The 17,772-nt window shown below is 37.8% G+C and carries 13 protein-coding genes; 1 reads left to right on the plus strand and 12 read right to left on the minus strand.

The features are described from left to right. Positions 1 to 51 precede the first annotated feature (51 nt). The 8 genes from pheS to EUBELI_RS06545 all read right to left on the minus strand — a co-directional run bounded on the left by pheS (position 52) and on the right by EUBELI_RS06545 (position 12,441). Positions 52 to 1,071, minus strand: a complete 1,020-nt coding sequence (gene pheS, locus EUBELI_RS06510; protein WP_022099095.1) for a phenylalanine--tRNA ligase subunit alpha — start codon at positions 1,069 to 1,071, stop codon at positions 52 to 54. 78 nt (positions 1,072 to 1,149) lie between these two features. Next, entirely contained in the window at positions 1,150 to 2,607 is a 1,458-nt protein-coding gene (locus EUBELI_RS06515; protein WP_012739574.1) for a hypothetical protein, read from the minus strand. A gap of 17 nt (positions 2,608 to 2,624) precedes the next feature. Next, positions 2,625 to 3,449 carry a tetratricopeptide repeat protein gene (locus EUBELI_RS06520; RefSeq protein ID WP_041688155.1) on the minus strand — a complete coding sequence of 275 codons (825 nt, stop codon included), beginning with the start codon at positions 3,447 to 3,449 and terminating at the stop codon, positions 2,625 to 2,627. Positions 3,450 to 3,480: 31 nt separating this feature from the next. Further along, complete coding sequence (locus EUBELI_RS06525) at positions 3,481 to 4,590, minus strand: DUF5716 family protein (protein ID WP_012739576.1); 1,110 nt, start codon at positions 4,588 to 4,590, stop codon at positions 3,481 to 3,483. A 10-nt stretch (positions 4,591 to 4,600) separates the two neighbouring features. Continuing rightward, a complete protein-coding gene (locus tag EUBELI_RS06530; RefSeq protein WP_012739577.1) occupies positions 4,601 to 7,981 on the minus strand; it encodes a DUF5717 family protein in 3,381 nt (1,126 codons plus the stop codon). 6 nt (positions 7,982 to 7,987) lie between these two features. After that, positions 7,988 to 9,310 carry a replication-associated recombination protein A gene (locus EUBELI_RS06535; RefSeq protein ID WP_041688655.1) on the minus strand — a complete coding sequence of 441 codons (1,323 nt, stop codon included), beginning with the start codon at positions 9,308 to 9,310 and terminating at the stop codon, positions 7,988 to 7,990. 25 nt (positions 9,311 to 9,335) lie between these two features. Then, complete coding sequence (locus EUBELI_RS06540; RefSeq protein WP_012739579.1) at positions 9,336 to 11,006, minus strand: hypothetical protein; 1,671 nt, start codon at positions 11,004 to 11,006, stop codon at positions 9,336 to 9,338. A 46-nt stretch (positions 11,007 to 11,052) separates the two neighbouring features. Further along, positions 11,053 to 12,441 (minus strand): glycine--tRNA ligase, encoded by a 1,389-nt coding sequence (locus EUBELI_RS06545; protein ID WP_012739580.1) that lies wholly within the window; start codon positions 12,439 to 12,441, stop codon positions 11,053 to 11,055. A 654-nt stretch (positions 12,442 to 13,095) separates the two neighbouring features. Here EUBELI_RS06545 and EUBELI_RS13620 point away from each other — a divergent pair. Continuing rightward, complete coding sequence (locus EUBELI_RS13620) at positions 13,096 to 13,944, plus strand: hypothetical protein (RefSeq protein WP_012739582.1); 849 nt, start codon at positions 13,096 to 13,098, stop codon at positions 13,942 to 13,944. A 77-nt stretch (positions 13,945 to 14,021) separates the two neighbouring features. Here the strand turns inward: EUBELI_RS13620 and EUBELI_RS06555 are convergent, their stop codons facing one another. The 4 genes from EUBELI_RS06555 to era form a co-directional block, all read right to left on the minus strand. After that, positions 14,022 to 14,624 (minus strand): TIGR04100 family radical SAM protein, encoded by a 603-nt coding sequence (locus EUBELI_RS06555; protein WP_041688157.1) that lies wholly within the window; start codon positions 14,622 to 14,624, stop codon positions 14,022 to 14,024. A 412-nt stretch (positions 14,625 to 15,036) separates the two neighbouring features. Next, entirely contained in the window at positions 15,037 to 15,879 is an 843-nt protein-coding gene (locus EUBELI_RS06560) for a pyridoxamine kinase (protein ID WP_041688158.1), read from the minus strand. Positions 15,880 to 16,030: 151 nt separating this feature from the next. Next, on the minus strand, positions 16,031 to 16,774 hold the full coding sequence (gene recO / locus EUBELI_RS06565) for a DNA repair protein RecO (RefSeq protein WP_012739586.1): 744 nt from the start codon (positions 16,772 to 16,774) through the stop codon (positions 16,031 to 16,033). Between the two features lie 21 nt (positions 16,775 to 16,795). Beyond that, positions 16,796 to 17,749: a GTPase Era gene (gene era / locus EUBELI_RS06570; protein WP_049777979.1), complete on the minus strand. Its 954-nt coding sequence runs from the start codon at positions 17,747 to 17,749 to the stop codon at positions 16,796 to 16,798. Positions 17,750 to 17,772 lie beyond the last annotated feature (23 nt).

A 17,772-nucleotide genomic window follows, 5' to 3' on the forward strand; every position in this document is an offset into this window, starting at 1 on the left:
CTTAAATATACTTTATCTTATTCCAGTCATTAGACCACTATATGAATCGATTTAGAACTGCTTTATAAATCTGATATCGTTCTCATAAAGAAGTCTCATGTCATCGATTTCGTACTTAAGAAGAGCAACTCTCTCAAGTCCTACACCAAAGGCAAATCCTGTATATTCTTCCTTATCAATTCCGCAAAGCTCGAATACATGTGGGTGAACCATTCCACAGCCGAGGATTTCAATCCATCCCTCGCCCTTACAGAAACGGCATCCTTTACCACCACATTTGAAACAGCTTACATCCATCTCGGCACTAGGCTCAGTGAATGGGAAATGATGTGGTCTGAATTTAACTTTAGTATCAGGTCCGAAAAGCTCCTTAGCGAATTCTGCTAAAGTTCCTTTAAGGTCTGCAAATGTGATTCCCTTATCAATTACAAGACCTTCTACCTGATGGAAGCATGGTGAATGTGTAGCATCAACTTCATCTGCTCTGTATACACGTCCTGGAGAAATCATTCTGATAGGGAGCTTGCCCTTCTCCATAACTCTTGCCTGAACAGGGGAAGTCTGTGTACGGAGTACTATCTTATCATTGATGTAGAATGTATCCTGTTCATCCTTAGCCGGGTGGTTAGCTGGTATGTTAAGTGCCTCAAAGTTGTAGTAATCATACTCAACTTCTGGTCCATCAACTACTTCATAACCCATTCCGATGAATATCTTCTGGATTTCTTCTAATGCAAGTGTATTAGGATGCTTATGTCCTAACTCATCCCTCTTAGATGGAAGAGTAACATCTATTACTTCACTCTTTAACTGAAGTTCTCTCTTCTTGGCAGCTAATTCTGTCTTAGCCTTATCTAATACTTCTTCAATTGCCTGTCTTGTCTCATTAACAATCTGACCAACCTTAGGTCTGTCTTCTGGTGCAACTTCCTTCATACCTTTAAGTACTTCTGTAAGTTCACCCTTCTTTCCAAGGAAAGCGACTCTGATATCATTCAGTTTATCAAGCGAATCAGTTTCATTAATCTGTGCTAAAGCTCTTTCTCTAATTGCTTCAAGTCTTTCTTTCATCCTTATAGCCTCCATACTTCTTTCGCTTTTTATCATTCATATGCGTAAAAAGCCACTGTTTATTGTAACATATCGATTTTATTTTGCAACCCGTGAATGTCTCTTCTCGTACATTTCTATTACGCGCATAGCTCCATCACTGTGTTCCGGATTAGACAATGTAGCATTTTTAATATTACTCTTTGCCTCTTCTATACGCTTTTCATTATATTCAATCTGCTGTCTTAATTTATATCTTCTGGTGTTTAGCTCATGCCTTACCTCTACCATTTCCTTAGGATTGATAAATGCCTTAACCCTTCCAAACCATATATGAGGGTCACTCAGTCCCAGCTTTCTGAGTATACTTTCAAGATCGTTTTCAGCACTGTTAAGTGATGATGTCATATCAAGCATTCTGCTCTGTTCTGCCTTCATTTCCTCATATAGTTTATATTTGTTTTCAAGCTCATATGCGCTCTTAACACCATATTTAGAATATTCATAATCAAGCGTGTTCGCCGCATTAACATATTTAATTTTTATTTTATTAAGAAGTCCTGTCGCTTTATTTAGTTTAATTTCTGTAACAAGCACGTTCCGCTCTGTCACCTTAAGTATCGCAAACATTCCAACAGCAAGTATCGCAGCAAGTAACGAAATCACTATAAAAAATGCTGTTTCCTCATCATTTTCAACAATTGCCATAGATACTATGAATATGATAAAAACTACAACCATTGCAGCAAATGCTGTTCTGGCAAGTGACCTTATCTGTAACTGCCGTTTAACAAGTGCTTTGGATTCAAGTCTCAGATTCATTCTTTCTCCTTCAAGAACCCTTAAATCCTGCTTAACTGCATCATAATATTCTTCCTGTGCCTGCATCAGCTTAATTCCAGATGGTATTTCATCTTCAAATGTTTCCATTCTTCTGTATGCTGAATTGGAAAGTTTATGTTCTGTTGACTTTAATATTCTCCGGTCAACCATCATACTGTCAATAATTTCAGCACATGATATTATCTTATTCTTAATATCCTGAGGAGCCTCGTCTATCAGCTGGATATCATTGAATTCTTCTGTTACGGCTTCATACTCTGCCTTTACATTTTCTATATGTTCAGCTGCTTCTTCCATTATGTCACACTGCTGCTTTACATATACTTCCATATCATGTGTTCCAAGCTTCCTGACATTAATTATCTCTGCATCCTGTGATTCATCCTTTTTACTGATATCTGTTCCATAATTTTTCTCAACAGCCTGTATTAATGTCTGTGCCTGTACACTGTTTAGAAGATGGTCATACTTTTCTTCCTCCAGCTTACTCTTTTCCTGTCTTTTTCTTGTTTCGTAATCCGGCTTACCCTCAACTTTATTATTCTTTTCTTTTTTTTCTCTGACCTTGTCAAATGCTTCATACAATTCTATTGCATGTGTACTTTTTATTTTTTCTTTTTCATCATCAGGCGCATCATCTTCAAGAATCATTTTTTCAAGAGTGTTAGAATAACCATATCCATAATCTCTCTTTTTCTTTTTAAATATTCCCATATATAACCACACACTCTCTAAAATGTCTTACTATATTTCATGTAATCATTTTTCCATTTAACCAGTTCAGAATCAATAGCATTATTAAACTCTTTCATCATTCCCTGCTGCTTTAAAGCCTCAATCTGTTCAATCTGCCTGTATTCATCACTATATCTGGCATTATCCATCAATGTTTCTATTTCTCTGTTTATTACATATTCGTCTTCTGTGGCATCCACATTAACAGGTCCACTGTTTCTGCCTGCCAGCATGCCTGCCGCTATGCTGCATTTTCTGGATTCCTCATGTTGTCCTATTGCGTAGGCTTCATCATAATACTTTACAGCTTTTTTATACATAAACATTCTTGCATAAGCTGTTCCAAGATTATGATACACTTTAGCATACTCCGAACCTGAAAGACCATTTCCCTTATATTCATTTATTATGCTCTCGTAGCATTTGACAGCACTAAAAAAGCACTCGTTCGCAAGATAACCATCGCCACGCGACTTTAGTCTCTCACACACATTCTGTCTACCAAGCGTATTCAGTGTTTCGCGTAATTTCTCAATATCAGACACCGAATAATAATCGACTGTTTTGAGAATAGTAACAAGCATCTCCGCCAGCCCCGCCTTTTTTTCACTCAGGCTTCTTATGCGTTCCGATAATTCTTCCTCACCCGTCTGCCTTAGAAACTCTATAAGTCTGCCGTTAATGAAATCCTGACCAATAAGGTATATATTATTATAAATGTAGTAGCAAAGTTCTTCAGCAGTATACAGCCGCATACCTGTTCCCTCTATCACAAGAGGTTTATCAGTCTGCCTTCCTCTGCACAGAATCATTTTCCCCATTATGTTCTCCATTCCGTGTATTTATCCACATTTATTCATTAGCAAATTCAAGTTCCTTATAAATAACTTTTCCAGAGCTTTTAAATAATTCTCCGAATCCCATATCTTTGATACTTATAAGGCATCTGTCTGCACTCATGAATTTAACATTCATTGATATCCGCGTTGTCATTCCTTCCCTGAATGGAATTTCACTTATATCAATGACTTCATCATAATATCTGTTATCTGGTGTTATGATTCTTAGTGTTATCTTTCTTAAATCATCAAGTATATACTCCATCGTCCTGTCTGCCATATACCAGTTCATTCCGGGCCTGATTATTCTGAACCTTTTATTCTTTCCATACTGGACGATATCTGTTTCAATTCCATACTTTACATGATTATCAAGAAGCATCGTTACATCTGTAAATATTCTTGGCTTAACTGCCTCTATTGCACCCAGGCAGGCCCCTTTACAATACAGGTTCTGTCCAACAAATGCTTTTCTTCTTGTTACCATTAATTTTGCAAATTTAGGTGGAAGCTTTTCAACATTGAACCCGGCTCCCGTAAGGTATGCTGACGAAACAGGTCTTTTAGCAAAATATTCTTCTGCCATGCTGCAAAGCTCATTCTCAATCCCATCAATATTTTTTATATCTGCAGCTGCACATACCGCTTCTGACGAATATTGTGTACTTTCCTGTAACAGATAATTATTATTATCCTTTTTTCTTATAGCCAGCATATCACATTTAATGCCATTACTGCCATAATCAAAAATCGCAACACCGGATGAATAAAGCTCCCTCTTCTGGCTGTATGCATAATAAGCAAAACTCTCTGCTTTGCTTATTATCTGCCATCTATCCCTTGGTATGCCTGCTTTCTCGAGCTCATCCCGCATTCTGTTAAGCTCATCCATCTGAAAATCTGATGTTGTTATACATACACTTTGTATTCTGCTTTCATCAGACAGTCTTAAACACTCTGCTACCAGCTTATTGACAGGGTATACTTCATCCGGTTGTTTTTCTTTTCCCTCCGGAAGTAAATTCACAGTTCTTATAACACATTTTTCACTGTCATATATTCCAGCCTGAATTGTTCTCTCGGCTATATCTATTCCTGCTATAAGACCACCATTCTGCTCCATCCCTGTCTCCTTATTTCACAATTTTAAACATCTGCTTACTTACATACTCTTCCACACTATAACTGCGCATAAGCTTCTTTAATGTAGCCATATCATGTAACTGCCTGCTTGCAAGGCAGTCATTAATTGCATCAAATCTGCCACTTACAGTATCGGGACTTACTTCCTCATATTTTAAATTATAATTCTCAGACACATTTTCTTCCCTGCTGCCTGCAACCGTATAATTATAATCAAGCACATCGCCATAGAAAAGATTAAACCTGCATGTATATATTCCCCAGTCATTTGACTTCATAATCTGTGTATGCTGCTGTTTGTCATCATTTAAAGTATAGGTTACTGTAACCTTGCTTTCCGGTTCCGCAATACACTCAAGAACTGTAATTCCTATAACATTATATGGTATGTCAAGCACCCCGTTAAATTTCTTATAAAACGCATATATTCTGTCATTTTCACACAGCTCATTTAAAATTTTCTGTGCATATTTTTTCTTCTTTTCATCATCAAGAACAGCAGTATTTTTAGAAATATTTTTAAGCCATGCCACATAACAGCACTCAGGAAGTCCTGTTCCATCTTCAATGCATTCATCCATTACCCTGAATACAATATCGTTAGCTTTCTTCTGTCTTATCAGGTAAAGCTGCGCATTATATGAAAGATATGCTTTAACAATCAGCATATCGGGTATCTTACCATAATAATCTGAAAATACTTCCGTAAATCTTCCACTATGTACTCCGGTATACATCATCTGAGCAAGTAGCCTTTCTGACAAATGTGTCACATTAACTCCATAGTTTAATCCTGCCTTCCACACTTCATACATATCCTCATTCGGACCATTGAAAAATTCGGACATGTATGAAAGAACTGATTCATTGTATATATGCTCCCTGAACATATATGCTGTAATCTCATCTATAACTTCGTTATGCTCATCTGATACATTATTAAGAATATAATCTGTCATTTTAAGAAGCCTTGTAACAGCTACACGGCTGCATCCATATATGCTCACAAGCTCATATGCTTGCGAATACATGGATGAGTCTATAAGTATTTCTATAAGATTCTTTGCATCCTCCGACAACAATCCGTCTGTATCAACAAATGGATACTCATGCCAGAAATCATCCAGTTCATAATGTTTCCGGTAATAATCTATCATCCACGAATTAATTGTCTGTCTGAATGAATCATTAACACCTTCAAGCTTTTTAACATTCTTATAGCACATCAGTGTCTGATCATTAAATATCTGCTTCTTATGAAGCCTGCATGCACGGCTTACAAGTATACCTGCTTCTTTGCTCAACGTATCATCACATTTTTCAAATACTTCTTTATATTCTTCTTCATCAAAGACTTTTTCTATCTCGTAATCAACACCAGAATTTCTTACCCTGCCATCACAACATCTGAACCCAACAACTGCATCAGGATTATACATATATATGTAGCACTGCGTTCCCATAAGTTCATAATCACATTTATCTTTAAGCTGGTTATGCCAGACTTCTATACCTGTAACATAATTGCTAAAGCAATTTATCTTATATATGTATCTAAGTCTGCATATGAAATCATTAGTTTCCTCTGTTATTAATTGTGGTTCTAACAATGACTTATACAATATTTCAAGATATTCATTAATATTTCCTGCTTTCAATTGTTCATATACATATATTTCAATATTCTTTTCGTAGCAGGCATATATGTCTTTGTAATAACTATACCTGCCTCTTATTATATTTGCATACAAAAAAGCTTTATCCAGCCCCATCAGGGTATTATCATATGAGAAATACATAAGAACAATCTTTGGCAGCTGTCTTTCAACATCCTTTTTCATACTGGCAATATAGAACTCATATAATCTTGTAATTCTCAGTCCCCTGAGTACTCCAAGCTCATACACCTCATAATACTGTTCACCTGTAAGTCCCAGTCTTATCATGTGAGAAACAAGAGCTGTAAGAATTTCGTCACTTTCAAACCTGTCATTTAGTTTCTTTAATACTGACACCAGTTCATATGACCCATTCTTTTCAGATAAAGCCACATCCGCAATCTGCAAAGCGAGCTTTTCATTAATAATTCCATATCTGCATCCGAAATTAATAACCTTTATTTCGAATTTATTAAGTACTCTTAAAAGAACCGGCTGAGCGTTTAATATATTTATTGCTTCAAGATATATAACAGGACTTGTACATCCGTCATTAACAATATCCTTTATTCTGACAAGCCTTATACTCTTATTATTTTCTGTATCTGAGTTCAGATAAAAAAGCAGCCATAATAATCTGTATGTATCATACCCGTTTTCAAAAAATTTTCTTACCTGTTTATTAACCTGTTCTGTATATTCTTCTGACTTTACTATTAAAGTTGAAACATAAAGAAAGTAGCAATACATTTCCACATCGTCACCAATTCTGCCAATTATGTCTTTCTTAAGAAGTTCCATCATACCGGATGCCTCTTCTTCTCTTCCTGACATTGCAAAAAGCTGTACCTGCGCTATATCATAAAACGGATCATTTCCCCTGATTCCTCTTATCCTGTCAATAATCTGTAACGATTCAGAAATCCATTTTTCCTTCTTGATTTTTTTCATTCTAAAATCAAGGTAACATTTTGTAAGTCCTTCAACTGCCTTTTTATTTTCCAGTCTTAAATCATACCGATTATCATTTGTTTCATCTTCAGTTACTGCTGACGAAACAGCCACAGGCACCTTAAAATGCTGCTTAAATGTATCGATACATATGTATGCATAGTTATTACCAGCATGCAGCTTCTCCGGATCAATAATATATTCAAGCTTATATCTGTCTCCAATAAATTCATTATCACCTATAGAAGCCTTCCCGATTTTAATAAATGGTGCCTCAGAATATATACTTACCTCTGTTGTTCCATGTCCGATTTTTTCAATCACAATTGTATCTTCATACTTCTCATCAGATACATTAATTCTTATCTGCCCTGTTTCTACTTTAATAGAGGCATCCTGCTCTGGCTCTGGCTTTTTAACAGTTTCCGGTTCACATGTAAATACATATGGGATAACCTTTTCTCCTGCATTACTGACTATCGTAAAGCAGCCTTCTATATCATTCTTCTCCTCTATTCCTTCAGCATTGACAGTATAACTGATATCTATATCAGTTCCATTAAAACTCTTTGTAATTACATTAACTCTTTCATTGTCTGAATACACCATTCCCGCCGTCTGTATGGAAGCAGTAAAATTAAAGTTCCCCTCTGTACATTTATCACAGGAAACATTCATTGCTGCCTGCTCATTCTCAAATGTCAGTTTAGGAACTTCAATAATTGATTTACCTCTTGATAGTCTGTTAATGTAATCCCTCATTGAAAACTATGCCTCCGAATTAATCTTCTCCAAATGTTTCTTAATGTCCTTCTCATATCCCATATCAGATGGTTCGTAAAATTTCTCATCCACATATGCATCAGGAAGATACTGCTGTTTTACAAAATGATTAGGATAGTCATGTGCATATTTATATCCTATTCCATGTCCAAGTTTTGCACTTCCTTTATAATGTGCATCCTGCAAATGTACAGGCACAGGCGCAGTCTTTGAATTTTTAACCACATCCATTGCCTTATCAATTGCCATAATACACGAATTGCTCTTAGGCGCAGTGGCAATATAAAGTGCTGCCTGACTAAGTATTATCCGTGCTTCAGGCATTCCTATCCTTTCAACAGCCTGTGCTGCAGCAACTGCCACCTGCAATGCATTAGGATCCGCATTGCCTACATCCTCACTTGCACATATCATAATTCTTCTGGCAATGAATTTTATATCTTCACCTGCATATAACATTTTGGCAAGATAATAGCTTACAGCATCCGGATCTGATCCTCGCATACTCTTAATAAATGCAGATATTGTATCATAATGGTTATCGCCCTCTTTATCATATCTGACTGAACGTTTCTGGATACATTCCTGCGCTGTCTCAATGTCTATATGGATAAATCCATCCTCTGACCTGTCTGTCGTAAGTATACCAAGCTCTACGGCATTAAGTGCATTTCTTGCATCCCCATTGGATATATCAGCTAAGAACTCCAGTGCATCATCATCTATTACCGCCTTATAACTCCCCATACCTTTCTTTTCGTCATATACAGCTCTTTTTATTATTGTCTTTATATCGTCTTTTTCAAGAGGCTTCAACTCAAATATTATTGACCTTGATATTAAAGCCCCGTTTACTTCAAAATATGGATTCTCCGTGGTCGCGCCAATAAGAATTATAGTTCCATCCTCAACGAAAGGTAACAGATAATCCTGCTGACCTTTATTAAATCTATGAATCTCATCTACAAAAAGTATCGTTTTTCTTCCATACATTCCAAGATTGTCCTTTGCTTTTGCAACAACCTCTTCCATGTCCTTTTTGCCTGCTACTGTCGCATTAACCTGACAGAACTCTGCACTCGTTGTATTGGCTATAATTCTTGCAAGTGTAGTTTTTCCTGTTCCCGGCGGTCCATAAAAAATAACTGAACTTAGCTTATCAGCTTTAATAGCCCTGTAAAGCAGTTTATCTTTACCAACTATATGTGACTGTCCAACCATCTCCTCAAGAGTTTCTGGTCGTAATCTCATCGCAAGCGGAGACTCATTGTTCTTATTGTTTTCCCTCATGTATTCAAATAAATCCATAATCAATTCCTTATCCACAAAACATTTATTTAAGTTCTGTTCCAAGCCACAGCCTGTCAACATATCCAATCTGACTGCTGTTATTGCCTTTAAGTGTATTAGAATACAGTATGTTATCAGAATCATATGAATATATTCTGTTCTTATAGAAATGTGTTCCCTGCGTGCTTGTATTTGAATCTGCTTTAAATATAAGTACTGCCTTTTCTTTAATACTATTCATATAATACTGGTTATTATCTGCTATATATGTTATCGCCTTGCTTTTATTATACACCTTTGATAATGAACCTGCATTTACATCAGAAGCGATATCAGTGATTTTATTATTATCAATAACTCTTAACCGGTTATCTGCATTTACATATACAATTTCACCACTGGCAGAATTGTATATATAATTCTTCTCCTTAGTCATTGAATCTATATCAATATAATCTCCTGTCTTACCATCCTTATATAAGGCTGATGTAAGTGTAGCACCTGATAATCTGTATATAAGAGAATTATTCTTATCAATTATATAATCTGCATCCGTATCAGTTTTCTTATCAATTTTATGTACTGCTGCATCCTTACAGGAATAATAATACACCCCATCTGACTTGGAATACAGAAAAGCATCAACATCTTTTCTTGTATTAAGGCTGTCCGCATTACCTGTATATACGCCTGATGTATTCTCGGATGCCGGCCATATCTGCATAACTGTATCAGCAACTGTCACTGGTTTTTCTTTACGCTCATAGTCATATGTATACAATGATCCTGCATTTGTAAGACATACTATTATGTGCTTTGCTTCATATACATATGCCTTATTAAGGTTTCCTTCTATCAGCGTTGTCTGTGCCTCTGAATGTTTTTTAACTTCCATAATACTGCTCATTGCAAGACTTGTGCCATTCGTTGAGCCTTCATCATTGATAACATTATTATTCGTATATATTACCTTACCATCATTAGATATATACACAATTTCTTTCTGAAGATCATCCTCTGTAACAAGAACACACTCATCTTTATTCCATATATACATGGAATATTTTCTGGATGTTTTATTTTCATCATAAGTCACAGTGACAAAATATCTTCCATTATCACTTGCAACACTTAAAATATTCTTGTCAGAATCAATCTGTTCCGGCCACTCTGGTGTATAAAATGTCTTGCTGTCAGATGCAAATATAGCATTTTTTTCATCGCACACATAATTACTGTCCAAACCCGCAATATCATATATCTTTCCATTATAACTTACATAAAGAGCATAATTTTTCTTTGTTGCAAGCTTGTATATTCCAAATGCTGCCGCCCCTGTAATTATCAGAACCACAATCAGCGCAGCTATCATTTTCATTCTTTTGTTCACTTTGCGGCGTGCAATTCTTACCTTTGAGTGTTCCTTAGTATCCTCGCCGGCTTTCATATTGTTATTTCTATTCTGTCTGCCCGTATCATTTTTTCTTTTATTCTGACTTGTTCTTTTCTGCACGCGCTTAACTAATTCCTGTCCATAGTCTCCTGGTGATTTCTCTTTTTTATCAGAAGAAGCAGACCTGTCTTTCAAAGCCTGCTTCTCTTCATATGCTTTTCTTCTGGCAAGATAATCACTATTGTTAACTAATATGACAGGTCCGTCACATCTTGGGCACTGACTGCCCTCATATTCCTGACCACATTTAGTACACAGCATAATTCTTTCCTTTTAATTATCGATTTAAATTCTGTTCTTTTATTAATTAAAATCTAAACTTATCTTCAAAATATGCCTTAAGATCTGCTATCTTTATTCTTTCCTGCTGCATTGTATCCCTATCTCTTACAGTTACAGCACCATCTTCTTCCGAATCAAAATCATATGTGATACAGAATGGTGTACCAATCTCATCCTGTCTTCTGTATCTCTTTCCGATATTACCTCTGTCATCAAATTCACAGTTATAGTACTTAGAAAGCTCTGCATATACTTTTTCTGCGCCTTCATTTAACTTCTTAGAAAGTGGAAGAATACCAATCTTAACTGGTGCTATTGCAGGGTGGAAATGAAGAACTGTTCTTACATCTCCTCCTTCAAGTTCTTCTTCGTCATAAGCTGAGCAGAGGAATGCTAATGTTACACGGTCTGCGCCAAGTGAAGGCTCGATAACATATGGTATATACTTCTCCTTAGCTTCATCATCAAAGTATGACATATCTTCGCCAGATACTGTCTGATGCTGTGTAAGGTCATAGTCTGTTCTGTCAGCAATACCCCAGAGTTCGCCCCATCCGAATGGGAAGAGGAATTCGATATCTGTTGTTCCCTTAGAGTAGAAGCAGAGTTCTTCTGGTGAATGATCTCTTGCTCTCATTTCATCTTCCTTAATTCCTAATGCCTTAAGCCAGTCTATGCAGTACTGTCTCCAGTATGTGAACCACTCAAGATCTGTTCCAGGCTTGCAGAAGAACTCTAATTCCATCTGCTCAAACTCTCTTGTTCTGAATGTGAAGTTACCTGGTGTAATCTCGTTACGGAATGACTTACCAATCTGTCCGATACCAAAAGGCACTTTCTTTCTTGATGTTCTCTGGACATTCTTGAAGTTAACGAAGATACCCTGAGCTGTCTCCGGTCTTAAATATACTGTATTCTTGGCATCCTCAGTTACACCCTGGAATGTCTTGAACATAAGGTTGAACTGTCTGATATCTGTGAAATTGTGCTTACCGCATGAAGGACAGCAGATATTCTTCTCATCAATGAAATTCTTCATCTGCTCCTGTGTCCATCCATCAACTGAACCGCCAAGATCATATGAATTCTCATCTGCCCAGTCTTCTATAAGTTTATCTGCTCTGAATCTCTCATGACATTCCTTGCAGTCCATTAATGGATCAGAAAATCCACCAAGATGACCTGATGCTACCCAAGTCTGAGGGTTCATAAGAATTGCACAATCAACACCAACATTATATGGGCTTTCCTGTACGAACTTCTGCCACCATGCCTTCTTAACATTGTTCTTTAACTCAACACCAAGATTACCATAATCCCATGTATTAGCTAATCCTCCATAGATTTCAGAACCTGGGTAAACAAATCCTCTCGCCTTAGCTAAAGAAACAATTTTCTCCATTGTCTTTTCCATAATAATATAATCCTCCTAAAGGCAACAGCCTGACTACATCGAACTGCATCGGCTGCTACATAATCTTAATTATTTTATAACATTTAGTGCTGATTAGCAAGAGGGCTGATGGGAATCTTGTTTTGGACTTCCTCCGTGCCTCCCGCCACTTCAACGTCCAATCCGCCGCTCTTTCTCACTCCTTTTGGACTTCTTCCCGCCTTCCCGCCGCTTCAACATCCAATCCGCCGCTCTTTCTCACTCCTTTTGGACTTCCTCCGTGCTTCCCGCTGCTTCAACGTCCAATCCGCCGCTTCTGCAAATCCCTTTTGGACTTCCTCCGTGCTTCCCGCCGCTTCAACGTCCAATCTGCCGCTTCTGCAAATCCCTTTTGGACTTCCTCCGTGCTTCCCGCCGCTTCAACGTCCAATCTGCCGCTTCTGCAAATCCCTTTTGGACTTTCTCCCGCCTTCCTGCCGCTTCAACGTCCAATCCGCCGCTCTTTCTCACTCCTTTTGGACTTTCTCCTGCCTTCCCGCCACTTCAACATCCAATCCGCCACTTCCACGCATGTATTTGTCGTCTATGAATATTTTATAAATTATTACTTGACTTTAATGTCAGAATACTTTATATTCTTATTATAACCAAAACGCATTAGAAGGAGGATATTTCTTGTTTATCAATTACAACATTTCAGAGATTATCAGCCAACTTTCATCTGCCATACATTATGATGAAAGCATTGTAAAGAATCTGCCTGATGGCAAGCTCAATTGCACACATAATGGACGTTATATTAAGTGGTTTCTAAGCGATGGGAATAATATATCTTACATACACAAGAAAGACAGACAGCTTGCTTCCACGCTTGCCTTGAAAAAATTTCTGTTATCAAGAATTGAAGATAATAAAAGGCTTCTTGCCACATACAAGCAATGTAACAGCACCGATATCCAGTCCGAATTATTATTAAAAGATAACGATTTTAGGAAACTGCTTACAGACTATCCGGAGAATTCCAAGCACATATATTGCAACAGGGATTTATTCAGGGATTTCCACAATGAGCAATTCCAGCCTGTCATTGATTCATGGCTGTCTGAAGAATATAATCACAATGAAGCATACCCACAGGCGCTTAAGCATCCATGTCCATCTGGCAATGTCGTCAGGTCAAAGTCCGAAGCTATGATTGATTTGTTACTTAACCAGTATGGAATTCCATACAGGTATGAATGTGAACTAAAGCTTGACAACATAAGTTTCTATCCTGACTTTACACTGTTTAATCCTATATCTGGGCAACTTGTGTACTGGGAACACTTTGGTATGATGGATGACCCGCAATACTCTCTTAATGCTTCAAGAAAAATCTCCAGATACATAGCTGGAAATATTATTCCTGGAATTAATTTAATAATGACATTTGAGACATCTCCCAATCCTCTATCAGGAGTTATTGCAGAATCAAAGATAGAGGAGTACCTGCTGATGTGCAATAACCAGCAAGCCCCCTCTTAACACCACGGCGATTTTATTCAATTACAACAATATTGGCAGCTAGATTTCCCATAATAGCAGTGCAACAGAACTATGCATTAATCCTCCCAAGGACGAATCCTGTAAGCAGCCCCTATCTCATCACATAGCTTCTGGCACTCTGCCTCTTCCTCATGAGATATGGTTGTGTCAACTGTTGTAAGAACAACATTAGGGATATACTTGGTACATTCCTTTGCGAAGCTTATCATCTCATCAAATGATTTCTCACCGAACTTACTTCTTACAAGTGCATTGTATTCATCTTTGTGTGGATTGTTAAGACTGATAGATATTGTATCTATAAGCCCCTTCATCTCTGGCACAATATCCCTACCATTCACAAGATTGCCAACCCCATTGGTGTTAATTCTTGTCTTTTTGCCAAATGTTTTTTTGACATATTCAGCTACCTTGATAAGAACATCAAATCTTTCTGTTGGCTCCCCAAATCCACAGAATACAACCTCTTCATACTCATCCATATTGAACTTATCAAATTCAGCTATAACCTCATCATATAAAGGTTCTCTCTCAAGCCAGAGTCTTCCAGACTCTCCAATTCTGTCCATTGTCTGTCTTAAACAAAAAGTACATGCATATGGACATTTATTAGTTAGATTAACATATAAATTGTTATGAACTTTATATAATATTTCCATGATTTAACTCCTTTCATTTTGCCGCCTCGCTTCAACTTTTCTTTTGAACTTACTCGTGCCCTATCGCCGCTTCAACGTCCAATCCACCACGCTACGGCTTCCTTTTTGGACTTCCTCGTGCCTTCCCACTTCTTCAACGTCCAATCCGCCACGCTTCGACTTCCTTTTTGGACTTCCTCGTGCCTTCCCGCCGCTTCAACGTCCAATCCGCCACGCCGCCAGCACAATTTTGGACTTCCTCGTGCCTTCCCACTTCTTCAACGTCCAATCCGCCACGCTTCGACTTCCTTTTTGGACTTTCTCGTGCCTTCCCACCGCTTCAACGTCCAATCCGCCACGCCGCCAGCACCGTAGTTTGCGAAAAGCTACGACACATCAGCTCACATGACACATATTCCCACACTCCAACCACTTACTTCAACGTAGTCAGCAGTTCCTCAAACGGCACACCGTCTGTCAGAGGAATATCCATCTCTATAGCCTTGAGTATGCATTTTTTTATAAATGTAGATGCTTTTCTTACTGACTCATGGAAATTCACACCATTTACAGCATCTGCAGCTATTATAGATGCAAATATATCTCCTGTTCCGGAACGCTGTGTTCCAACCTTCATAGTCTTAATAAGATAGTCTTCCCTGTTCTTTTCATAACAGTAATTACCAATATAATGGCCCCGCTGGATTCCTGTAATAACAATCTTAGATGGTCCCATTGCAACAAGCTTCATTGCAATTTTTTTAAGCTCATCATTGGAATAATCCGGTCTGTATGGCTCGTCAGTTAAAATACATGCTTCTGTGAGGTTCGGTGTAAGAATATCTGCATATTTTACAAGCTTCTTCATCTCCTGGCATGTCTCATCAGTATATGTCGGATACAGATTTCCGTAATCCCCCATAACCGGGTCGATAACAACAATATTATCTTCCGTCTTGAAATTCTTGAAAAATTCTTCAACAATAGCAATCTGATTATGTGAACCCAAGAATCCTGTTACAATTCCATCAAATTTAAGGTTTAACTTCTTCCACTCTGCCATATAAGGTGGCATATTCTCTGTGAAATCTTTAAAATAAAAGCTGTCAAAGCCTGTATGATTAGAAAATATCGATGTAGGCATTGGACAGCACTGAATTTTCATTGCTGATATAACAGGCAGTTCAACTGCAATAGAACATCTTCCAAAACCAGAATAATCATTAATTGCTGCTATTTTCTTCTGGTTATTATGAGACACATTATTCTCTGGCATATTGTCTCTCCTTTCGTCTAAATGTGGCATAAACCTGACAGCCTGTTATATGACAATTCTGCCATAATCTGACTGCAGTCCACACATAAAATCTTTATCTTTTAATATACAAAAAACTGGCATATGATAACATAGCCAGTTTATGTAATATTTATATGGTCAGATTAAGCATTTCCTTCGACTTAAATTCTTTATCAAACACAATGCTTTCCAGCCTGTTCACCACAAGCCTTAATTCTTCCTGAACTTCCTTTGTAACTGTAAATGAATACAGCCTGTTAAGCTGTGCTGTGACAATATACTGTAGTGTATATACCGTCGAACCTGAAAGTGTAATTCCATCATATACATTTGTGGCACAATTCTTACAACATAGTCCGTTTCTTGAATACGAATATACATACAGATTATCTTCTCTGCCACACTCGTGGCATGTGAAGAAATCAGGACACTCACCATTAACCGCAACCATTCTTATCTCGTATATGAATCTTATAAGCTCATGACTGACAGCACCTCTGCCCAATGCCTTAAGAGTAATATAGAGCAGATTAATCATTTCTGATGCATCAAGATTCTCCCTGCCATAATAATCTGCAATCTCAGCAAAATAGCAGGCGTAGCACACGGCATTAAGGTCATTTACCACATTTTCAAAGTACTCCTTAGCCGATGCTTTATACATCGTATATGATTCGCGTCCACGGTACACCTCAAATGTTCCAAATATAAAGCTTCTCGTAACACCAATCAGTGTGCTATTAGGCTTTCTCGCACCTTTCGCAAATACCGTTATCTTGCCATACTCCTTAGTCAGTATAACCAGTCTTCTGTCATATTCACCGACAGGCATGGCGGAAAGTATCATGCCTGTAACAGTAGTAACCTCCGCCATCGCACCCTCCTGTCATGTATATTATTTGTCCTTCTTCTTGTCATATCCGAAGTTCTTAAGAAGAATATCACTGTCGCGCCATTCCTTCTTAACTTTTACCCAGAGCTTAAGATTAACCTTCATGTCAAGCTGCTTCTCAATCTCGTATCTTGCATTAGTTCCGATTTTCTTAAGCATTTCGCCGCCCTTGCCAATAATAATTCCTTTGTGGGAATCTCTTTCGCATATGATAGTAGCGTCGATATCTGTTATAGGACCTCTTGCATTTCTTCTTTCCTTGAAGCTGTCAATAACAACCGCAATTCCGTGTGGAATCTCGTCATTTAATGCATGAAGTGCCTTCTCTCTTATAAGTTCTGCAACAATCTGCTTCATTGGCTGGTCTGTTACTGTATCTTCATCATAGTACATCGGACCATAATCAAGATGTAAGAATATAACATCAAGCAGGTCATCAACATTATTGCCGTTTCTTGCACATACAGGAACAATATCAACAAAATCAAGTTCCTTTCTGTAGCAGTCAATAACCGGAAGAATCTCCTCTTTCTTAATTGTGTCAGTCTTATTGATCACAAGAACTATAGGAGTCTTACACTCTTTAAGCTTCTCTACGATATGCTCCTCGGCAGCTCCAAGATGTGTTGTAGGCTCAACTAGCCAGCATATAAGGTCAACCTCGCTGATTGTCTTCTCTGCCGCACCAACCATGTATTCACCAAGCTTGTTCTTAGCCTTGTGGATACCCGGAGTATCAACGAAAACAATCTGTCCACGCTCATCAGTGTATACAGTCTGTATTCTGTTTCTTGTAGTCTGAGGCTTGTTAGAAGTAATCGCAATCTTCTGTCCGATTATCTGGTTCATAAGTGTTGACTTACCAACATTAGGTCTTCCTATAAATGTTACAAAGCCTGTCTTAGTTCTTGTGTTCTCTGCCTTAGCGCCCCCGGTAATTCCGCTGGCTGCAAGCATCTCATCTAAATTCATACATTCTT

The organism is [Eubacterium] eligens ATCC 27750, from assembly GCF_000146185.1.
In the GTDB taxonomy this organism is placed as follows: domain Bacteria; phylum Bacillota; class Clostridia; order Lachnospirales; family Lachnospiraceae; genus Lachnospira; species Lachnospira eligens.